A 15,740-nucleotide genomic window follows, 5' to 3' on the forward strand; every position below is an offset into this window, starting at 1 on the left:
GCCCCCGATAGCTGAGTGTCAGTCAACAATGCTGTGACTGACCTACCGCTATCGGGGGCAAGCCCCCTCCCACATTTTGATTTGTGTAAGGCCTGGGGTTATTCGCTTTTGGCCTGGTGCTTGACGATGATATCCACCAACCGCTTGGCCAGCGCCGGGTAGTTCTCATCGAAGTGATGCCCGCCGGGCAGCTTCACAGCCTCGCCCACGGCGGTCTTGTCGGTGCAGCCACTCTCGTCGACTTCTTCGGCGCCGTAGATGCACACCACTTTCTCAGGCGGCAGCTTCGCCATTTCCGGGCCGGTCGCGGCTTCTTTGCCGGCGTTGCCCAGCCAGCCTTCCACTTCGATCTCAAAGCTACCGGTGCGGGCGAAGGCCAGCAGGATGATCGCATCGACGCGCTGTTGCTCGTTCTCCGGCATGCGGTTATAGATCGCTGGCAACACGTCGGCGCCGAACGAATAGCCGGTCAGCACAAAGCGCTTGGTGCCCCACTTTTGCCGGTAGTGCTGCATCAGCTCGGTCAGGTCTTTGGCGCTTTGTTCCGGCGTCTTGTGCTGCCAGTAGTAGCGCAGGGTATCGATGCCGACCACTGGGTAGCCGATCTTGGCCATTTCACCGGCCACGTCGCGGTCCAGGTCCCGCCAGCCGCCGTCCCCGGAGAGGAACAGGGTCACGGTGTCCTTAGCCTGGCCTGCCGGGACTTCCACCACGGGAATCGCCAGGCCACCGTTATCCGAACCCACCAGTTGCTTGCGCAGTTCGTTGTTCAGTACTTGCGGGTAGTGAATGTCGTAGTCACTGATGCTGGTTGTGGCGCGTGGTGTATCGCGTACGAAACTGGCGCTCTCGTCGTCAGGGTTGTCGTTCCACGCCACCAGCCAGTTGCCGTGCTCTGCAGTTTTCGGCAGCGGATCTTTGCAGCCTTCCTGCGCCAGAGCGAAGCCGACAGAGATGGCATTGGCCTTGTCGTCGTTCTGAGTGGCCAGCCAGCGCCAGGCAAGCGCCGCGCCAGGGCCGATGCCGCTGACCAGCGTCGCAGGGCCCTTGAGCTGGCTCAAGGCGCTTTGCAGCGCTTGTTCCTGCAGCTTGCAGTCATCTTTTGGCAAGACCACCTGGACGATCTGCGCTTTGCCACCCTGGCTCAGGGTTAACAACTGGCTATCGGTCAGGGTTTCGTCGGCCATCACCGCCACGGCCACACGGGCTTTCGGGTTGCCGGCCGGAGTCACGCGGGTCATTACCGAGCCATCGGCCTGGGGCAGTTGCTCCAGGGTCGGCTGCGGGGCAGGGCGTTTCAAATACCAAAAGCCGCCACCCAGAACCAGGGCCAGCAGCACTACAAAGGCCAATACATACCGCCAGGAGCGTCGAATCATCAGCGTTTCACCAATCCAGTCAAGCCACCCGCGATCAGGGCGGCGGTATCGGCCAGTGCCACCAGCGGATCAAGTCCTGCGGGCACGGCCATGTAACGGGGTTCCCAGTCTGGCTGGAACTTATCTTTGAAGCGGCGCAAACCTTGGAAGTTATACAGTTGCTCGCCACGACGGAACACCATCGAACCCAAACGCTGGGTCAGTGGCGCGCCGCGTCGCGGTTGCAGGCCCGACAACGGCACCATGCCGAGGCTGAAACGGGCGTAGCCGTGACTCTTATAGTGTTGAATCAGACCGACCATCATGAATTCCATGGTCAACTTGGGCGCATCCGGATGGGCGCGCATCAGGTCGAGGCTGGCCAGGTCGTGATTGTAAGTCTCAAGCAAGTTGGCGAAGGCTACCGGGCGTCCTTCGAAGCGAATGATCGCAATCCGAAAATGCTTGAGGTAGTCGTCACTGAAGCGTCCCAGGGAAAACCCTTTTTCGCGCACATTCTTACCGGTAAGCCATGCGTCCGAGATGACTTTTAATTCATCCATCGGCGCCGTACCCGGTTCATGGATCTCCAGAGACAGACCGTCCCGGGTGCCACGGTTCCAGGTGTAGCGCAGATCCTTCATCTCTTTGCCTTTGGCTTCCAGGTCAAAGCGTTTCAGGTCGACGCGCGCCTCTTCGCCCAGCTTGATCGCGGTTAGGCCGATGTCCATGTAGTAGGGCAGGTTCTCTGCCCGTACCTGATAGAACACCGGACGCGCGTGGTGGATGTCGCACAGGTCGCGGAACTGCCAAATCATCTCGGCCCTTGGCTGGGTCGGTCCAATTGGGTCGTACAAGGCCACCAGGCTGCGGCCGCGACGGGCATACATCAGGAAGGCTTCGTCGTTGGGGTGGAACAGCAGCGCCTTGTCACCGGTCAGCGCAAGGCCACCGTCGGGTTGTGACGAAGCCATCAGGATCTTCGAGGCGCGCTCCAGCTCATCCGGGGTCGGCAGGTGAATCACCGGGCGGGCGGTGCGCAGCAGCCAGGTCAGCGATACGATCACCAGCAGCACGGCGGCTCCCAGCAATGAGCGCAGGCCGCGTGGGGCGTTGGCATCGAGGGTGAACTGCCACCACAGTTGATGGCTGTACGGCACATCTTGATAGGCAAACAGCAGCAGCCAGATCGAGGCACCCAGCACGCAGACGCTGGACACCAGGTACAGCGGTGAGAACGGCAGTTCTGTCAGGCGGCTGGCGCGGTAGAACGAGCGGCGAAAGATCGCCAGCAGCACCGCCGTCATGGTCATCAGGCTGGCTTCTTCCCAGTCGAAGCCTTTGAGCAGCGAGAGCAGGGCGCCCACCAGCAGCAGCACCATGGTCAGCATCCAGGCCGCCGACAAACGTCGACGCAGGCCTTGGGCCAGCAACAGGCACAGTACGCCGATCAGGCTGGCACCAAAGTGCGAGGCATCAATCAGGCGGTGGGGAATCAGGAAGCCGATGTTTTCCAGGCGTGAATCGATCTCTGGCGTGGCGCCTGAAAACAGCAGGACCACGCCGGACAAAAAAACCAGTACGGCCAGCACTGGCGCCGCCAGACCTGAGGCCACGCGCAGGCTCTGCTGGGTCTGGAATAGTCGTTGCGCCTCGTTGATCAGCAGGAACACGCACGCGATCAGGAGCGGCAACACTACGTAGATCATCCGATACAGCAGCAGGGCAGCGGCCAGTGGTGCGGCGCCGAGCTTGTCTGCAAACGCGGCGAGCAGGATCGCTTCGAACACCCCGACTCCGCCCGGTACGTGGCTGAGCACGCCAGCGGCGAGAGCCAGCAGGTAAACCAGCAGGAATGGACCGAAGGGCGGCGCTTCTGGCAGCAATAGATAGAGGACAGTGGCGGCGGCGGCGACATCCAGGGCAGTGATGACCAATTGCAGGAGCGTCAGGCGCCGGCCGGGCAGGCGCAGGGTGCGACGGCCGACTTTGACCAGCAGGTTGTCCGGGTAAGGTTGCTCCGGCAAGCGGCGGCGGTAAATGCCGATACACAGCGCGGCCGACAACAGCAGCACGGCACCGGCAATCGCGCCGAGCAGGCCTTGCGACAGATGCAGGTAGGTCGACGCTGCAGGTAGGTTGCTCAGTGTCGCGAGTGCGGCCAGCGGGGGCAGGGCGCAGCCCAGGGCCAGGCTGGCGAACACAGTCATATGGGCGACTTCCGAGGCCCCGATGCCATGGCGTGCATATAAACGGTAGCGCACCGAGCCGCCGGAGAGCATCGACAGGCCAATCGCATTGCCAATGGCAAAGGCGGTGAAGCCGCCATGGGCCAGTGTCTTGGCGGGCAGCTTCACGCCGGCATAGCGTGCGCCCGAGAACTCATAGCCGAGAAGAATGACAAACCCTGCGACGCCCGCGGCAAATGCTCCCAGCAGTGCAGGCTTAGGCACTTCCAGGATCGAGTCGTGAAGTGCGTAAAGGTCGAGTTCCAGCAGAAGGTGGCGGCAAGCGATCAAGGCGATGGCGAACAGCAACAGGGTGACCGCCAGCCCGAGGGGTTGCCGGTACTTGCTGATCAGATCCAGCCAACGCAATCGGGTAGGCGTGATCGGTTGTTCTGCTGTGACGGTGTCTTGTGGTTCAGACGAGTTGGCGCGCATCAATCACCTCGTGGATTGTGCGCGACAGGATGGGGGTATCCAGCCAAGTTACCAATCCCTATGGACAAAATAATTACAAATATTAACGCGTATCACCGGGGGCGGCGACAGCGGCCCTTGGTCGTAGAGGAGTAAGCATAGCGTGCGATGAGATGGACTCTACAAACCGTGTACGGTTTCATGAAAGATGCCATCCCATTGTTTCAGAAGAACTTTTTCACCGGATACAAAAAAGGCCACTCTTTCGAGTAGCCTTTTTTGATGTTTGGTTGCGGGAGCCGGATTTGAACCGACGACCTTCGGGTTATGAGCCCGACGAGCTACCAGACTGCTCCATCCCGCGTCTGTGGGCGGCATTCTACAGCCAAGCGGCGAGGTGTCAACCGTTAATCAACCGATGGTGCAAATAAGTGTGAATTAACCGCCCATGCAACCTAAGTTCTCGATTGAGAAGGCTTTTTGTGGTGAGCAGGCTTGCTCCGCGTTGGGCGCGAAGCGTTCGTAATGAAGTGCACGCGATCCAGGTTTGAAAAACACACGCGCACAAAAAAGGCCACTCTTTCGAGTAGCCTTTTTTGATGTTTGGTTGCGGGAGCCGGATTTGAACCGACGACCTTCGGGTTATGAGCCCGACGAGCTACCAGACTGCTCCATCCCGCGTCTGTGTGTCGGCATTCTACAGAGGATCACGAGTGTGTCAACCTGTGAGTTGAAGAAAAGCGCTTGTGCTTCAATCGGTTAGCTCTCCAGAAAGCCTTGTAGGGGCCGCGCGAGCCAGGCGGGCCAAGGGTTTCGGCTCTATCGGGATGCTGTTTTCGATTGAAAAAATAAATCCATTTGTGAAATTTCCTACCGCTTAGGCAGAAGATTCAAACTACTGGTGCTATATACAGGTGTGAGTGCGATACTGCCCACCCGTAGGATTTCACCCCTCTATATATGACGCAGCGCAAAATCATCCACGTCGACTGTGATTGCTTCTACGCCGCTATCGAGATGCGCGATAACCCGAGCCTGGCGCAAAAGCCTCTGGCTGTGGGTGGCTCGGCGGACCGAAGGGGCGTGATCGCTACGTGCAATTACGAAGCGCGGGCGTACGGGGTGCGCTCAGCCATGTCGTCGCGCCATGCCTTGAAGCTTTGCCCGGACCTGACCATCGTCAAGCCGCGCATGGATGCTTATAAAGAAGCGTCGAAGGAAATTCAGACGATCTTTCGCGACTACACCGACTTGATTGAGCCATTGTCCTTGGATGAAGCCTACTTGGACGTCTCGGACAGCCCGCATTTTGGCGGCAGTGCCACGCGTATTGCCCAAGACATTCGTCGGCGGGTCTCCAACCAATTGCACATCACCGTATCCGCCGGCGTGGCCCCGAATAAATTCCTGGCCAAGATCGCCAGCGACTGGAAAAAGCCCAACGGCCTGTTTGTGATCACCCCGGACCAGATCGAAGACTTTGTCTCGCAGTTACGCGTGAGCAAGTTGCACGGCGTCGGCAAGGTCACGGCCGACAAGCTGGCTCGTTTGGGCATTGAAGACTGCCTGCAACTGCGCGAGTGGAGCAAACTGGCGTTGGTACGGGAGTTCGGTAGTTTTGGCGAGCGACTCTGGAACCTGGCTCGTGGGATCGATGAACGCGCAGTGCAGAACGACAACCGTCGGCAATCGATCAGTGTGGAAAATACCTACGACGTGGACCTGCCGGATCTCTCAAGCTGCCTGGAAAAACTCCCTGAACTGATGGAGACCCTGGCTGGGCGCATGGCGCGCATCGACAGCAGTTACCGTGCGGGCAAACCGTTCGTTAAGGTGAAGTTTCACGACTTTACCCAGACCACCTTGGAGCAGGCGGGGGCAGGGCGGGATCTGGAGAGTTATCAACAGCTGATGACCCAGGCGTTTAATCGTGGTGATAAACCGGTGCGATTGTTGGGTATTGGCGTGCGGTTGCTGGACCTAAGTGGCGGCCACGAACAGTTAGAGTTCTCTTGGTAGAAACCGGAAACAAAATGTGGGAGGGGGCTTGCTCCCGATAGCGGTGGGTCAGCTACGTATAAGTTGACTGATGCACCGCAATCGGGAGCAAGCCCCCTCCCACATTTGGATCTACAGTGTTTTCGAAGTCTCAGCGTGCTCCGGGATCTGCGACTAACCGCCCCGCGTCCTTGGTCAGCGCCTGCAGGAATTCCTGCTGTAGCTCCGGATCATTTCGGGTCAGCTCAATCAGGCTTTGTTCCAGTTCACTGGCTTCTTCTTCCAAGCCCAGCTCCGACAGACGCTTGACCCGGTGCACCCATTGGCTGACTTCGTCGTCTTCCAGGTCGTCGTAGATCAGGCCGTGGGCTTCCAGCAACTTGCCGCGCAAGGTACTGCTGATTGCCAGAGTCGAGTCCGAATGTACGTCGTCCTGGCCATCTTCCACGCTGATCTTCAGCGTCGTGATGCGATTCAGGTCCTGCTCGGCAAACGGGCTGTCCAACAGGTTCAGGCGCAGGACGCCGTTGCGGTCGGTGGTCAGCTCGTGGATCTTTTTGCCGGCGGTGACCTGCACCGGTCTTTCGCTCCAAGGCAGGCTTGAATACTCCACGCGCTTGTCACGCTGGACTTCATCGATACCTGCCAGATTCTGTTGCGCCCGGCCGTGGGATTGCACGTTCATGAACGGGTTGAGACCGTCCACGCCGTAAGTCAGCCAGTCGTGGGTCATGCTGGTAGGCAGGTTGCCGAGGGCGAAGATATTCGCCACGTTGGCACCCGCGCCCGCCACCAATGCCACCGCACCCAGGGGCAACTCATAGAGTTTGCGCCAGGGCTGGTAAGGCGTGTAGCGGTCGTAGCGACGGGTGACTTCGAATTCGGTGACCTCGAACGTCTTCTGCTCGTGAATGCGAACCCGGCGTTGCGGCAGTTCCAGCACTTTGGGATCGCCTACATCGATCTGCAGACTGTGGTCGAGCAACTTACGCTCGACCCGCTCCTCGTGCTCACTGCGTTGCGACATCTGGTTGGCGCAGCCGCTGACCAGCAGGGCGCCGCACAAGGCGGCGCCCCCCAGGGCTCTGGTGTTTCGCTTGAACATGACTTCTCTTGATCTGGTTTTCAGCGACGAATACGCGCCTGAAGGAAAGACAGCACGTCAGCCACCGGCAATGGTTGGGCTTCGGCTTCGGTCCGGCTCTTGTATTCCAGATTGCCATCGGCCAGGCCGCGGTCGCTGACCACGATCCGGTGCGGGATGCCAATCAGTTCCATGTCGGCGAACTTGATGCCCGGGCTGGTTTTCTTGTCCCGGTCATCGAGCAGCACTTCAAAACCGGCGGCCGTCAGTTCGGCATACAGTTTGTCGGTGGCTTCGCGTACTTGCTCGGTTTCGTAACGCAGGGGTACCAGGGCGATCTGGAACGGCGCCAGTGTGTCGCTCCAGATGATGCCTTTCTCATCGTTGTTCTGCTCGATGGCAGCAGCAACCACGCGGGATACGCCAATGCCGTAGCACCCCATGTCCAGGGTGATCGGCTTGCCGTTCTCGCCCAGCACTTCGCACTTCATCGCCTTGCTGTACTTGTTGCCCAGCTGGAAGATGTGCCCGACTTCGATGCCGCGCTTGATTTCCAGGGTGCCCTTGCCATCCGGGCTTGGGTCGCCGGCGACGACGTTGCGCAGGTCCGCTACGGTCGGAACTGGCAGGTCGCGTTCCCAGTTCACGCCGAAATAGTGCTTGTCGTCGATGTTCGCGCCGATACCGAAGTCGCTCATCAGTTCGACGGAACGGTCGATGATGATCGGCAGCGGCAGGTTCAGCGGGCCGAGGGAACCGGCGCCGGCGCCAATGGCGTTGCGCAGTTCGTCGTCGGTGGCCATGACCAGCGGGCTGGCCACGCCAGGCTGTTGGGCAGCCTTGATTTCGTTGAGTTCGTGGTCGCCACGGATCACCAGGGCGATCAGTTTGCCTTCTTCCTCGGCGCGCACGATCAGGGTCTTGATGGTCTTTTCAATCGGCAGATTGAATTTTTCCACCAGAGCCGCGATGGTCTTGGTTTCTGGCGTGTCCACCAAGCGGAGTTCTTCAGCCGGCGCTGGGCGCGAGGTTTCGCGCGGTACGGCTTCGGCTTTCTCGATGTTGGCCGCGTAGTCGGAACCGTTGCTGAACGCGATATCGTCTTCGCCGGATTCAGCCAGTACGTGGAACTCGTGGGAACCGGCACCGCCGATGGAGCCATTGTCCGCTTCAACTGCCCGGAACTTCAGGCCCAAGCGCGTGAACACATTGCAGTAAGCCTGGTGCATACGATCGTAGGTGACCTGAAGCGATGCCTGGTCAGCGTGGAACGAATAGGCGTCCTTCATGATGAATTCGCGGCCGCGCATCAAACCGAAGCGTGGGCGGATTTCATCACGGAATTTGGTCTGGATCTGATACAGGTTCAGCGGCAGCTGCTTATAGCTGCTCAGCTCGTTGCGCATCAGGTCGGTGATCACTTCTTCGTGGGTCGGGCCAGCGCAGAAGTCGCGGCCATGACGGTCTTTGAAGCGCAGCAACTCAGGGCCGTACTCTTCCCAGCGCCCGGATTCCTGCCACAACTCAGCCGGTTGGGTGCTCGGCATCAACACTTCGAGAGAGCCGGCGGCGTTCATTTCTTCACGAACGATGGCTTCGACCTTGCGCATCACCTTCAAGCCCATGGGCAGCCAGGTGTACAGGCCGGAGGCCAGTTTGCGGATCATGCCGGCGCGCAGCATCAGCTGATGGCTGATCACGACCGCGTCGGAAGGCGTTTCTTTCTGTGTGGCGAGCAAATATTGACTGGTACGCATGGTAGGCCGTTGTCGGTTGCTTGGACTTGAAATGACTTGGGATTGTACGGGCGCAAACTGCCGCCGTACAGGCATCAGAATATAGGGCTGTTTGAAGGAGCGAGGGGGACGCCTAGTTCTTGCTCGCGATGGGGGCGCCGCAGTCTGGCTTTTAAAGGGCCCCCAAAATCAGTCTTCTGCCGGCGGATTCAACCGAATCCGCCGATTCTCCTGAAACCAGTGCAACGCAATCAGCAGCAGCGTCGGCACCCCCAGCATGCAGGTGATCAGGAAGAAGTTGTGATATCCGAACTTCTCCACCATCACCCCCGAATACCCACCGATCAGGCGCGGCAGCAGGAGCATGATCGAACTGAGCAAGGCATATTGAGTGGCGGAAAACTTGAGGTTGGTAAGGCTCGACAGGTAAGCCACAAATGCCGAGGTGGCCAGGCCGGAGCTGAAGTTGTCCAGGGAGATGGTGAAGATCAGCATCTGCAGGTCGGGGCCCATGTCTGCGAGCATCACGAATAGCAGGTTGGTGCCGGCCGACAGGACACCGCCGATAAACAGGATCGGCAGGATGCCGAACCGCACAATCAGCAAACCACCCATGCCGGCGCCGAGCAGGGTCATGATCAGGCCGAAGATCTTGCTGACCCCGGCGATCTGATCCTTGGTAAAGCCCTGGTCGATGTAGAACACGTTGGCCATCACGCCCATCACGGTGTCGGACATGCGATAGGTGGCGATCAGCCCGAGCAGCAGCAGTGCCTGCCAGCGGTAGCGCAGGATAAAGTCGTTGACCGGTGTCAGCACCGGCGCCAGGCCGCGACGGCCCATGGTCGAGAGGCACAGGGCGGTGAGGATGATATAGAGAATGGCGCGCAGGAATGCGCGGTCCTCCATCAGCAGGTCCCACACGCTGGTGTCGTGGAACACCACGCTTCCGAAGTCGGTGTTGTACAACTGGGTAAACATGGCGGGCACTGACACCAGCAGAACGATCAGCACAAACACCGACATCAGTTGGTGCATGAAACTGTAGCGCCCGGCCTGCAACTGGGTGCGCAATGGCACATTGGGTTCGCGCATGAACAGGGTGGTCAGCAGCGCGGGGATCATCAGCACGCCGAACAGCACATAGGTGCCGGTCCACGCCGAGTGTTTATAGTTGAAGCCGGTGGAGCCAAAGCCTTCGGCAAAGAACAGTGCACCCGCCGTGGCCAGCAGGGCGGCTATGCGGTAGCCGGACATATAGCTGGCGGCCAGCGCGGCCTGGCGGCTGTCGTCGGCGATTTCCAGGCGATAGGCGTCGACCGCGATGTCTTGGGTGGCGGACGCGAAGGCGACGACGACGGCAATAGCGATCAGCCAGGACAAATGTTTCTGCGGGTCGCAGAAACCCATGCCGATCAATCCAAGGATCACCAGCGACTGGGCCAATACCAGCCAGGAACGACGCCGTCCAAGTTTGCCGAGCAGCGGCAGGCGCCATTGGTCGAGCAGTGGTGACCAGACCCATTTGAAGGCGTACGCCAGACCGATCAGGCTCGCATAGCCGATGGTCTCGCGGGCCACACCGGCCTCGCGCAGCCACACCGAAAGCGTCGAGAACACCAACATGTAAGGCATGCCGGCGGCAAAGCCGAGCAACAACAGCACTAACGTCGAGGGGCTGGCATAGGCGGCGAGCGCGGCGCGCCAGGTTTTACGGGGCATGGGCTGGAGTCTGCCTCAGGTTTGCGGAAACAAAGCGCGCACTCTAACCGCTGTGCTCTACCGGGCGCCAGCCATGGCGCTGAATATCCACGCGATTATTACGGACAGTGACGCCTTCATCGCGCAAACGCGCACGCTGCTCGTCGCCGGAGGCGCTGCCCACCGGCAGGCTTATCCGACCGCCGGCACCCAGCACGCGATGCCAGGGCAATGTGGTGCCTTCTGGGAGTTGGCTCAAGGTGCGGCCCACCCAGCGTGCAGCGCGGCCCAGCCCGGCCAGTTGCGCCAGCTCGCCGTAACTCACCACGCAGCCGGCGGGGACTTGCGCCAATGTCAGGTACAACGCGGTACGGCGCATCTCGGCCGCGTTTTGCGGGGTGTCGGCAGATTGATTCACTGAGGTGCTATCCGTTGAAAATGTCGGCATATCTGTAAGAAATATGCTGTAAGCAGGGTGTTGAGAATTGAACTCAATACAGATCCTTGAGTCAGTCCTTGCTAACACGTCATCTAAGACGATAATGCCCTCTTTTCGCCAAAACCGAGCCTCGAATCCGCATATGTTGTCCAGAACCCTGCTGTGCCTTGCTGTTTTCAGCGCCTCAACACCTTTGCTCGCCGATACCGTCTGGTTGAAGAACGGTGACCGCCTGACCGGCAAGATCAAGGTATTTGACGGTGGCAAGCTGCTGATCCAGACCGACTACGCGGGTGCAATCCCGGTGGACTGGAAGCAGGTTAAAACCCTGGAGAGCGACCAGGAGTTGTTGGTCAAGCAGGACGCCTACACTGGCGAGAAGGCTAAATCCCTCAAGGCTGCGGATGATGGCAAAGTGGTGCTGGCCAATGGCGAAGCGCCCAAGACTGTAGAACTGGCCAGCATCCAGCAGATCATCAAGCCCAAGCCTGTGATCGAAGACCTGGTGTGGAAGGGCAACGTCGACATGGCGCTGGACTACAAACGCGCCGAGAACGACACCAACGACTACGATATCGACTTCAAAACCACTGCCCGCCATGGCCAGTGGAGGCATACCGGTCAAGGTGAGTACAACCGCGAATTCCAGGACGACGTGACCACCACCGACAACTGGGCTTTGGAATACGACCTGGACCGGTTCATCACCGAGCATTGGTTCTGGCAAGGGCGTTTGACCTACAAGCGCGACAAAGTGGAAGACCTTGCGCGTCAACGCACGGTCGGTACCGGTCCGGGCTACCAGTTCTGGGACGACGAACTGGGTGCGTTCTCCCTGGGGTCGCTGGTCAACCGCACCGATTATGAATATGCCGATGGCGGTAAGGACAACTTCTATTCCCTGGCTATGAAGTGGAACTACAACCGCTATCTGGTGGGCAAGACCGTCGAGTTCTTCACCACTGGCGAACTGGGCAAGCCTATCGATGCGCCCGCGGATTACTCTCTGGATGCGGAAGTCGGCCTGCGCTACAAGGTCACCGAGTGGGCTTCCCTCAATCTCAAGGCCGAGCGCGACGTTATCAGTGGCGACTCGGAAAGCAGTTTGAGCAAGACCCGCTACACCGCAGGCTTCGGCGTGGCCTGGTAATAAGGCTGCATAAAACCTGCTTGGCAACCTGCGCGGATATTGATTACCTTGTGTTGCGATCCATTCCCATATGGGTTGGGCGGCTGAATACCCGAGGAGTCACACGTTGAGCGCGCACGTTGCCAAGAACGCCCGAGAGCTATTGCTCAAGGAATACCGTGGGGCTCTCGCCACACAGTCAAAAGCCATGCCGGGTTTTCCCTTTGGTTCGGTCGTGCCGTACTGCCTGGACGAACAGGGTCGCCCGCTGATCCTGATCAGCCGTATCGCCCAGCACACCCACAACCTGCAAAAAGACCCCAAGTGCTCGCTGCTGGTGGGCGAACGTGAGGCCGATGATGTGCAGGCCGTTGGGCGTCTGACCTACCTGGGGGAAGCCGAGAAGTTGGAGGAGGGCGCCGCCATCGAGGCTGCCGCCGAGCGCTATTACCGCTACTTCCCCGATTCCGCCAACTACCATAAAGCTCACGATTTCGACTTTTGGGTGCTCAAGCCGGTGCGCCACCGTTACATCGGCGGCTTTGGCGCGATTCACTGGGTCGACCAGTTGACCCTCGCCAACCCGTTCGCGGGCAAGGCTGAGCGCAGCATGATCGAGCACATGAACAGCGATCACACCAAGGCCATCGCCCATTACGTTCAGCTTGCCGGCCTGCCTGCCGTGGAGCCCGCGCAACTGGCCGGCATCGACAGCGAAGGCATGCACCTGCGTATCGGCCAATCCCTGTACTGGCTGCCGTTTGCCGAGCCTTGCAACACGCCGACACAAGTACGTGAAGCCCTGGTTTCATTGGCCCACGCCCAAGCCTGGCCGAAAAAAGCCGCGGCTGACGCTTGAATTCACGAAACGGCGACGTCATCTAAGGTGGACTGGCAAGGCATTCTTGCGTTGAGGAACCATTTGATGCGCCCTTTTTTATTGCTCTTTCTGCTGTTCCCGGTGTTGGAGCTGTTCGTATTCGTTCAAGTCAGCAGTGCGATCGGGTTTTTCCCGGCCCTGTTGCTGATCATTCTCGGCTCGATGCTTGGCGTTCTGGTGCTGCGCGTCGCCGGCCTGGCAACGGCACTGCGTGCCCGTGAAAGCCTGAACCGTGGCGAACTACCGGCCCAGACCATGCTTGAGGGTCTGATGATGGCCCTGGCGGGTGGCCTGTTGATCCTGCCGGGTTTCGTCAGCGATGTTGTCGGGCTGTTCCTGCTGCTGCCGTTCACTCGCAAACTTCTGGCGGGCAAGATGCGCCAGCGCGCCGAAGAGGCGGCGATTCGCCAGCGTGCGTTCGCAGACGACCTGCAACCCCGTGGTGGCCCGGCTCCGCGCCAGCCTTTGGGGCGTGAAGGCGATGTGATCGAAGGTGAGTTCGAACACCGCGACAGCAAATAACCGCTTTATTGACACGGCACCTGCGGGTGCCGTGTTGCTTTTATCGCTCGGTGACTGCAAAAAAATTCCGCCGATCGCCCTTGTAATAAGCTTATGCGCCCTTATGTAACGGTCACCGCAAGGTTTCTGGTGGCGACACCAGACAGACTTCCGCGTCTTGCTTGGCGAGGCGCGACCGGCACAGCCGGATAACAACCTGCCGGTACTGACACCGGCCGATGAAAAACACAATTAGGAGAGATCGACAATGAGCAAGCTTCGTCCTCTGCACGACCGCGTCGTAATCCGTCGCAGCGAAGAAGAAAAGAAAACCGCTGGCGGTATCGTTCTGCCAGGTTCGGCTGCTGAAAAAGCCAACCACGGTGTGATCGTCGCTGCAGGCCCAGGCAAGACTCTGGAAAACGGTGACGTACGTGCGCTGGCCGTTAAAGTCGGTGACAAGGTTGTATTTGGCCCTTACTCCGGCAGCAACACTGTGAAAGTCGACGGCGAAGACCTGCTGGTTATGGCTGAGAACGAGATTCTCGCTGTTCTGGAAGACTGATTTCCCCGCTCATTTTCCCGTTACTACAAAGTATTTAAGGAATATCGATCATGGCTGCTAAAGAAGTTAAATTCGGCGATTCCGCCCGTAAAAAAATGCTCACCGGTGTCAACATCCTGGCTGACGCAGTAAAAGCTACCCTGGGCCCGAAAGGTCGTAACGTGATCATCGAGAAGAGCTTCGGCGCTCCGACCATCACCAAGGACGGCGTTTCTGTAGCAAAAGAAATCGAACTGGAAGACCGTTTCGAAAACATGGGCGCGCAGCTGGTCAAAGACGTTGCCTCCCGTGCCAACGATGACGCAGGCGACGGTACTACCACCGCCACCGTTCTGGCTCAGTCGATCGTCAACGAAGGCCTGAAAGCCGTCGCTGCCGGCATGAACCCGATGGACCTCAAGCGCGGTATCGACAAGGCCACCATCGCCGTTGTTGCCGAGCTGAAAAACCTGTCCAAGCCATGCGCTGACACCAAGGCTATCGCTCAGGTAGGTACCATCTCCGCCAACTCCGACAGCTCCATCGGCGACATCATTGCCGAAGCCATGGAAAAAGTCGGTAAAGAAGGCGTGATCACCGTTGAAGAAGGCACTGGCCTGGAAAACGAACTGTCGGTTGTAGAAGGCATGCAGTTCGACCGTGGCTACCTGTCCCCGTACTTCGTCAACAAGCCAGAAACCATGGTTGCCGAGCTGGAAAGCCCGCTGATCCTGCTGGTCGACAAAAAGATCTCCAACATCCGCGAAATGCTGCCAGTGCTGGAAGCCGTTGCCAAAGCCGGCCGCCCACTGCTGATCGTTTCCGAAGACGTTGAAGGCGAAGCCCTGGCGACTCTGGTTGTGAACAACATGCGTGGCATCGTCAAGGTTGCAGCCGTCAAGGCTCCAGGCTTCGGCGACCGTCGCAAGGCCATGCTGCAGGACATCGCTGTTCTGACCGGCGGTACCGTAATCTCCGAAGAGATCGGCCTGAGCCTGGAAAGCGCCACCCTGGAAAACCTGGGTAGTGCCAAGCGCGTGACCATCTCCAAAGAAAACACCATCATCGTTGACGGTGCTGGCGTCGATGGCGACATCCAGTCCCGCATCAACCAGATCCGCGCCCAGGTTGCCGAGACTTCCTCGGACTACGACCGTGAAAAACTGCAAGAGCGTCTGGCCAAGCTGTCCGGCGGCGTTGCAGTGATCAAGGTTGGCGCCGGTTCCGAAGTCGAAATGAAAGAGAAGAAAGCCCGCGTTGAAGACGCCCTGCACGCAACCCGTGCAGCCGTTGAAGAAGGCGTGGTACCTGGCGGTGGCGTTGCGCTGATCCGTGCCCTGGAAGCCCTGGTTGACCTGAAAGGCGATAACGCTGACCAGAACGTCGGTATCGCTGTTCTGCGTCGCGCCGTTGAATCCCCACTGCGCCAGATCGCTTCCAACAGCGGCGACGAGCCAAGTGTTGTGGTCAACGAAGTGAAGAACGGTAAAGGTAACTACGGTTACAACGCTGCAACCAGCGAATACGGCGACATGGTTGAAATGGGTATCCTGGACCCAACCAAAGTCACCCGTTCGGCACTGCAAGCTGCCGCTTCGATCGCCGGTCTGCTGCTGACTACCGAAGTTGCCATTGCTGACAAGCCAAAGGCTGAAGGCGCTGGCGGTGGCGGTATGCCAGACATGGGCGGCATGGGTGGCATGGGCGGCATGATGTAAGCCAGCCTTA

Annotated in this window: 12 protein-coding genes and 2 tRNA genes; 6 read left to right on the top strand and 8 right to left on the bottom strand. The window is 59.2% G+C overall.

The features are described 5' to 3' along the window. Positions 1 to 98: 98 nt before the first annotated feature. The 4 genes from ACKZ62_RS05110 to ACKZ62_RS05125 all read right to left on the bottom strand — a co-directional run bounded on the left by ACKZ62_RS05110 (position 99) and on the right by ACKZ62_RS05125 (position 4,681). Positions 99 to 1,379 carry a virulence factor family protein gene (locus tag ACKZ62_RS05110; RefSeq protein WP_095185797.1) on the bottom strand — a complete coding sequence of 427 codons (1,281 nt, stop codon included), beginning with the start codon at positions 1,377 to 1,379 and terminating at the stop codon, positions 99 to 101. Next, positions 1,379 to 4,021, bottom strand: a complete 2,643-nt coding sequence (mprF, locus tag ACKZ62_RS05115) for a bifunctional lysylphosphatidylglycerol flippase/synthetase MprF (RefSeq protein ID WP_032890807.1) — start codon at positions 4,019 to 4,021, stop codon at positions 1,379 to 1,381. Before mprF ends, ACKZ62_RS05110 begins: the two co-directional genes overlap by 1 nt. Before the next feature lie 266 nt (positions 4,022 to 4,287). Further along, positions 4,288 to 4,364 (bottom strand) — tRNA-Met (locus ACKZ62_RS05120). A 240-nt stretch (positions 4,365 to 4,604) separates the two neighbouring features. Further along, positions 4,605 to 4,681, bottom strand: a tRNA-Met gene (locus ACKZ62_RS05125). A 279-nt stretch (positions 4,682 to 4,960) separates the two neighbouring features. Between ACKZ62_RS05125 and dinB the strand changes: the two genes are divergently transcribed. Then, the gene (gene dinB, locus ACKZ62_RS05130; protein ID WP_447096403.1) at positions 4,961 to 6,019 is read left to right on the top strand and encodes a DNA polymerase IV; all 1,059 of its coding nucleotides are present in this window, start codon (positions 4,961 to 4,963) and stop codon (positions 6,017 to 6,019) included. A 130-nt stretch (positions 6,020 to 6,149) separates the two neighbouring features. On the opposite strand, the gene ACKZ62_RS05135 is transcribed toward dinB, so the two are convergent. From ACKZ62_RS05135 to ACKZ62_RS05150, 4 genes are all read right to left on the bottom strand, one after another. Beyond that, entirely contained in the window at positions 6,150 to 7,103 is a 954-nt protein-coding gene (locus ACKZ62_RS05135) for a hypothetical protein (protein ID WP_032890811.1), read from the bottom strand. 20 nt (positions 7,104 to 7,123) lie between these two features. Continuing rightward, a complete protein-coding gene (locus ACKZ62_RS05140) occupies positions 7,124 to 8,839 on the bottom strand; it encodes a proline--tRNA ligase (RefSeq protein ID WP_095185795.1) in 1,716 nt (571 codons plus the stop codon). A 168-nt stretch (positions 8,840 to 9,007) separates the two neighbouring features. Further along, a complete protein-coding gene (locus ACKZ62_RS05145) occupies positions 9,008 to 10,540 on the bottom strand; it encodes an AmpG family muropeptide MFS transporter (protein WP_032890815.1) in 1,533 nt (510 codons plus the stop codon). A gap of 43 nt (positions 10,541 to 10,583) precedes the next feature. Further along, positions 10,584 to 10,967: an MGMT family protein gene (locus ACKZ62_RS05150; RefSeq protein ID WP_050442874.1), complete on the bottom strand. Its 384-nt coding sequence runs from the start codon at positions 10,965 to 10,967 to the stop codon at positions 10,584 to 10,586. A 133-nt stretch (positions 10,968 to 11,100) separates the two neighbouring features. Between ACKZ62_RS05150 and ACKZ62_RS05155 the strand changes: the two genes are divergently transcribed. The 5 genes from ACKZ62_RS05155 to groL all read left to right on the top strand — a co-directional run bounded on the left by ACKZ62_RS05155 (position 11,101) and on the right by groL (position 15,730). Then, positions 11,101 to 12,108, top strand: a complete 1,008-nt coding sequence (locus ACKZ62_RS05155) for a DUF481 domain-containing protein (protein ID WP_032890819.1) — start codon at positions 11,101 to 11,103, stop codon at positions 12,106 to 12,108. 106 nt (positions 12,109 to 12,214) lie between these two features. Then, positions 12,215 to 12,946: a HugZ family pyridoxamine 5'-phosphate oxidase gene (locus ACKZ62_RS05160; RefSeq protein ID WP_181639803.1), complete on the top strand. Its 732-nt coding sequence runs from the start codon at positions 12,215 to 12,217 to the stop codon at positions 12,944 to 12,946. Positions 12,947 to 13,012: 66 nt separating this feature from the next. Beyond that, on the top strand, positions 13,013 to 13,489 hold the full coding sequence (locus ACKZ62_RS05165; RefSeq protein ID WP_032890823.1) for an FxsA family protein: 477 nt from the start codon (positions 13,013 to 13,015) through the stop codon (positions 13,487 to 13,489). A 247-nt stretch (positions 13,490 to 13,736) separates the two neighbouring features. Continuing rightward, complete coding sequence (locus ACKZ62_RS05170) at positions 13,737 to 14,033, top strand: co-chaperone GroES (RefSeq protein WP_003175874.1); 297 nt, start codon at positions 13,737 to 13,739, stop codon at positions 14,031 to 14,033. A 50-nt stretch (positions 14,034 to 14,083) separates the two neighbouring features. Then, entirely contained in the window at positions 14,084 to 15,730 is a 1,647-nt protein-coding gene (gene groL, locus ACKZ62_RS05175) for a chaperonin GroEL (protein WP_032890825.1), read from the top strand. The last annotated feature ends 10 nt before the right edge of the window (positions 15,731 to 15,740 follow it).

This window comes from Pseudomonas sivasensis, assembly GCF_052938085.1.

Excerpts from the sequence above, each read along its gene's own strand:
- ACKZ62_RS05150 (WP_050442874.1), bottom strand. The coding sequence starts at position 10,967 with ATGCCGACATTTTCAACGGATAGCACCTCAGTGAATCAATCTGCCGAC.
- ACKZ62_RS05140 (WP_095185795.1), bottom strand. The coding sequence starts at position 8,839 with ATGCGTACCAGTCAATATTTGCTCGCCACACAGAAAGAAACGCCTTCC.
- ACKZ62_RS05170 (WP_003175874.1), top strand. The coding sequence starts at position 13,737 with ATGAGCAAGCTTCGTCCTCTGCACGACCGCGTCGTAATCCGTCGCAGC.
- groL (WP_032890825.1), top strand. The coding sequence starts at position 14,084 with ATGGCTGCTAAAGAAGTTAAATTCGGCGATTCCGCCCGTAAAAAAATG.
- ACKZ62_RS05145 (WP_032890815.1), bottom strand. The coding sequence starts at position 10,540 with ATGCCCCGTAAAACCTGGCGCGCCGCGCTCGCCGCCTATGCCAGCCCC.
- ACKZ62_RS05110 (WP_095185797.1), bottom strand. The coding sequence starts at position 1,379 with ATGATTCGACGCTCCTGGCGGTATGTATTGGCCTTTGTAGTGCTGCTG.
- ACKZ62_RS05135 (WP_032890811.1), bottom strand. The coding sequence starts at position 7,103 with ATGTTCAAGCGAAACACCAGAGCCCTGGGGGGCGCCGCCTTGTGCGGC.
- dinB (WP_447096403.1), top strand. The coding sequence starts at position 4,961 with ATGACGCAGCGCAAAATCATCCACGTCGACTGTGATTGCTTCTACGCC.
- mprF (WP_032890807.1), bottom strand. The coding sequence starts at position 4,021 with ATGCGCGCCAACTCGTCTGAACCACAAGACACCGTCACAGCAGAACAA.
- ACKZ62_RS05165 (WP_032890823.1), top strand. The coding sequence starts at position 13,013 with ATGCGCCCTTTTTTATTGCTCTTTCTGCTGTTCCCGGTGTTGGAGCTG.
- ACKZ62_RS05155 (WP_032890819.1), top strand. The coding sequence starts at position 11,101 with ATGTTGTCCAGAACCCTGCTGTGCCTTGCTGTTTTCAGCGCCTCAACA.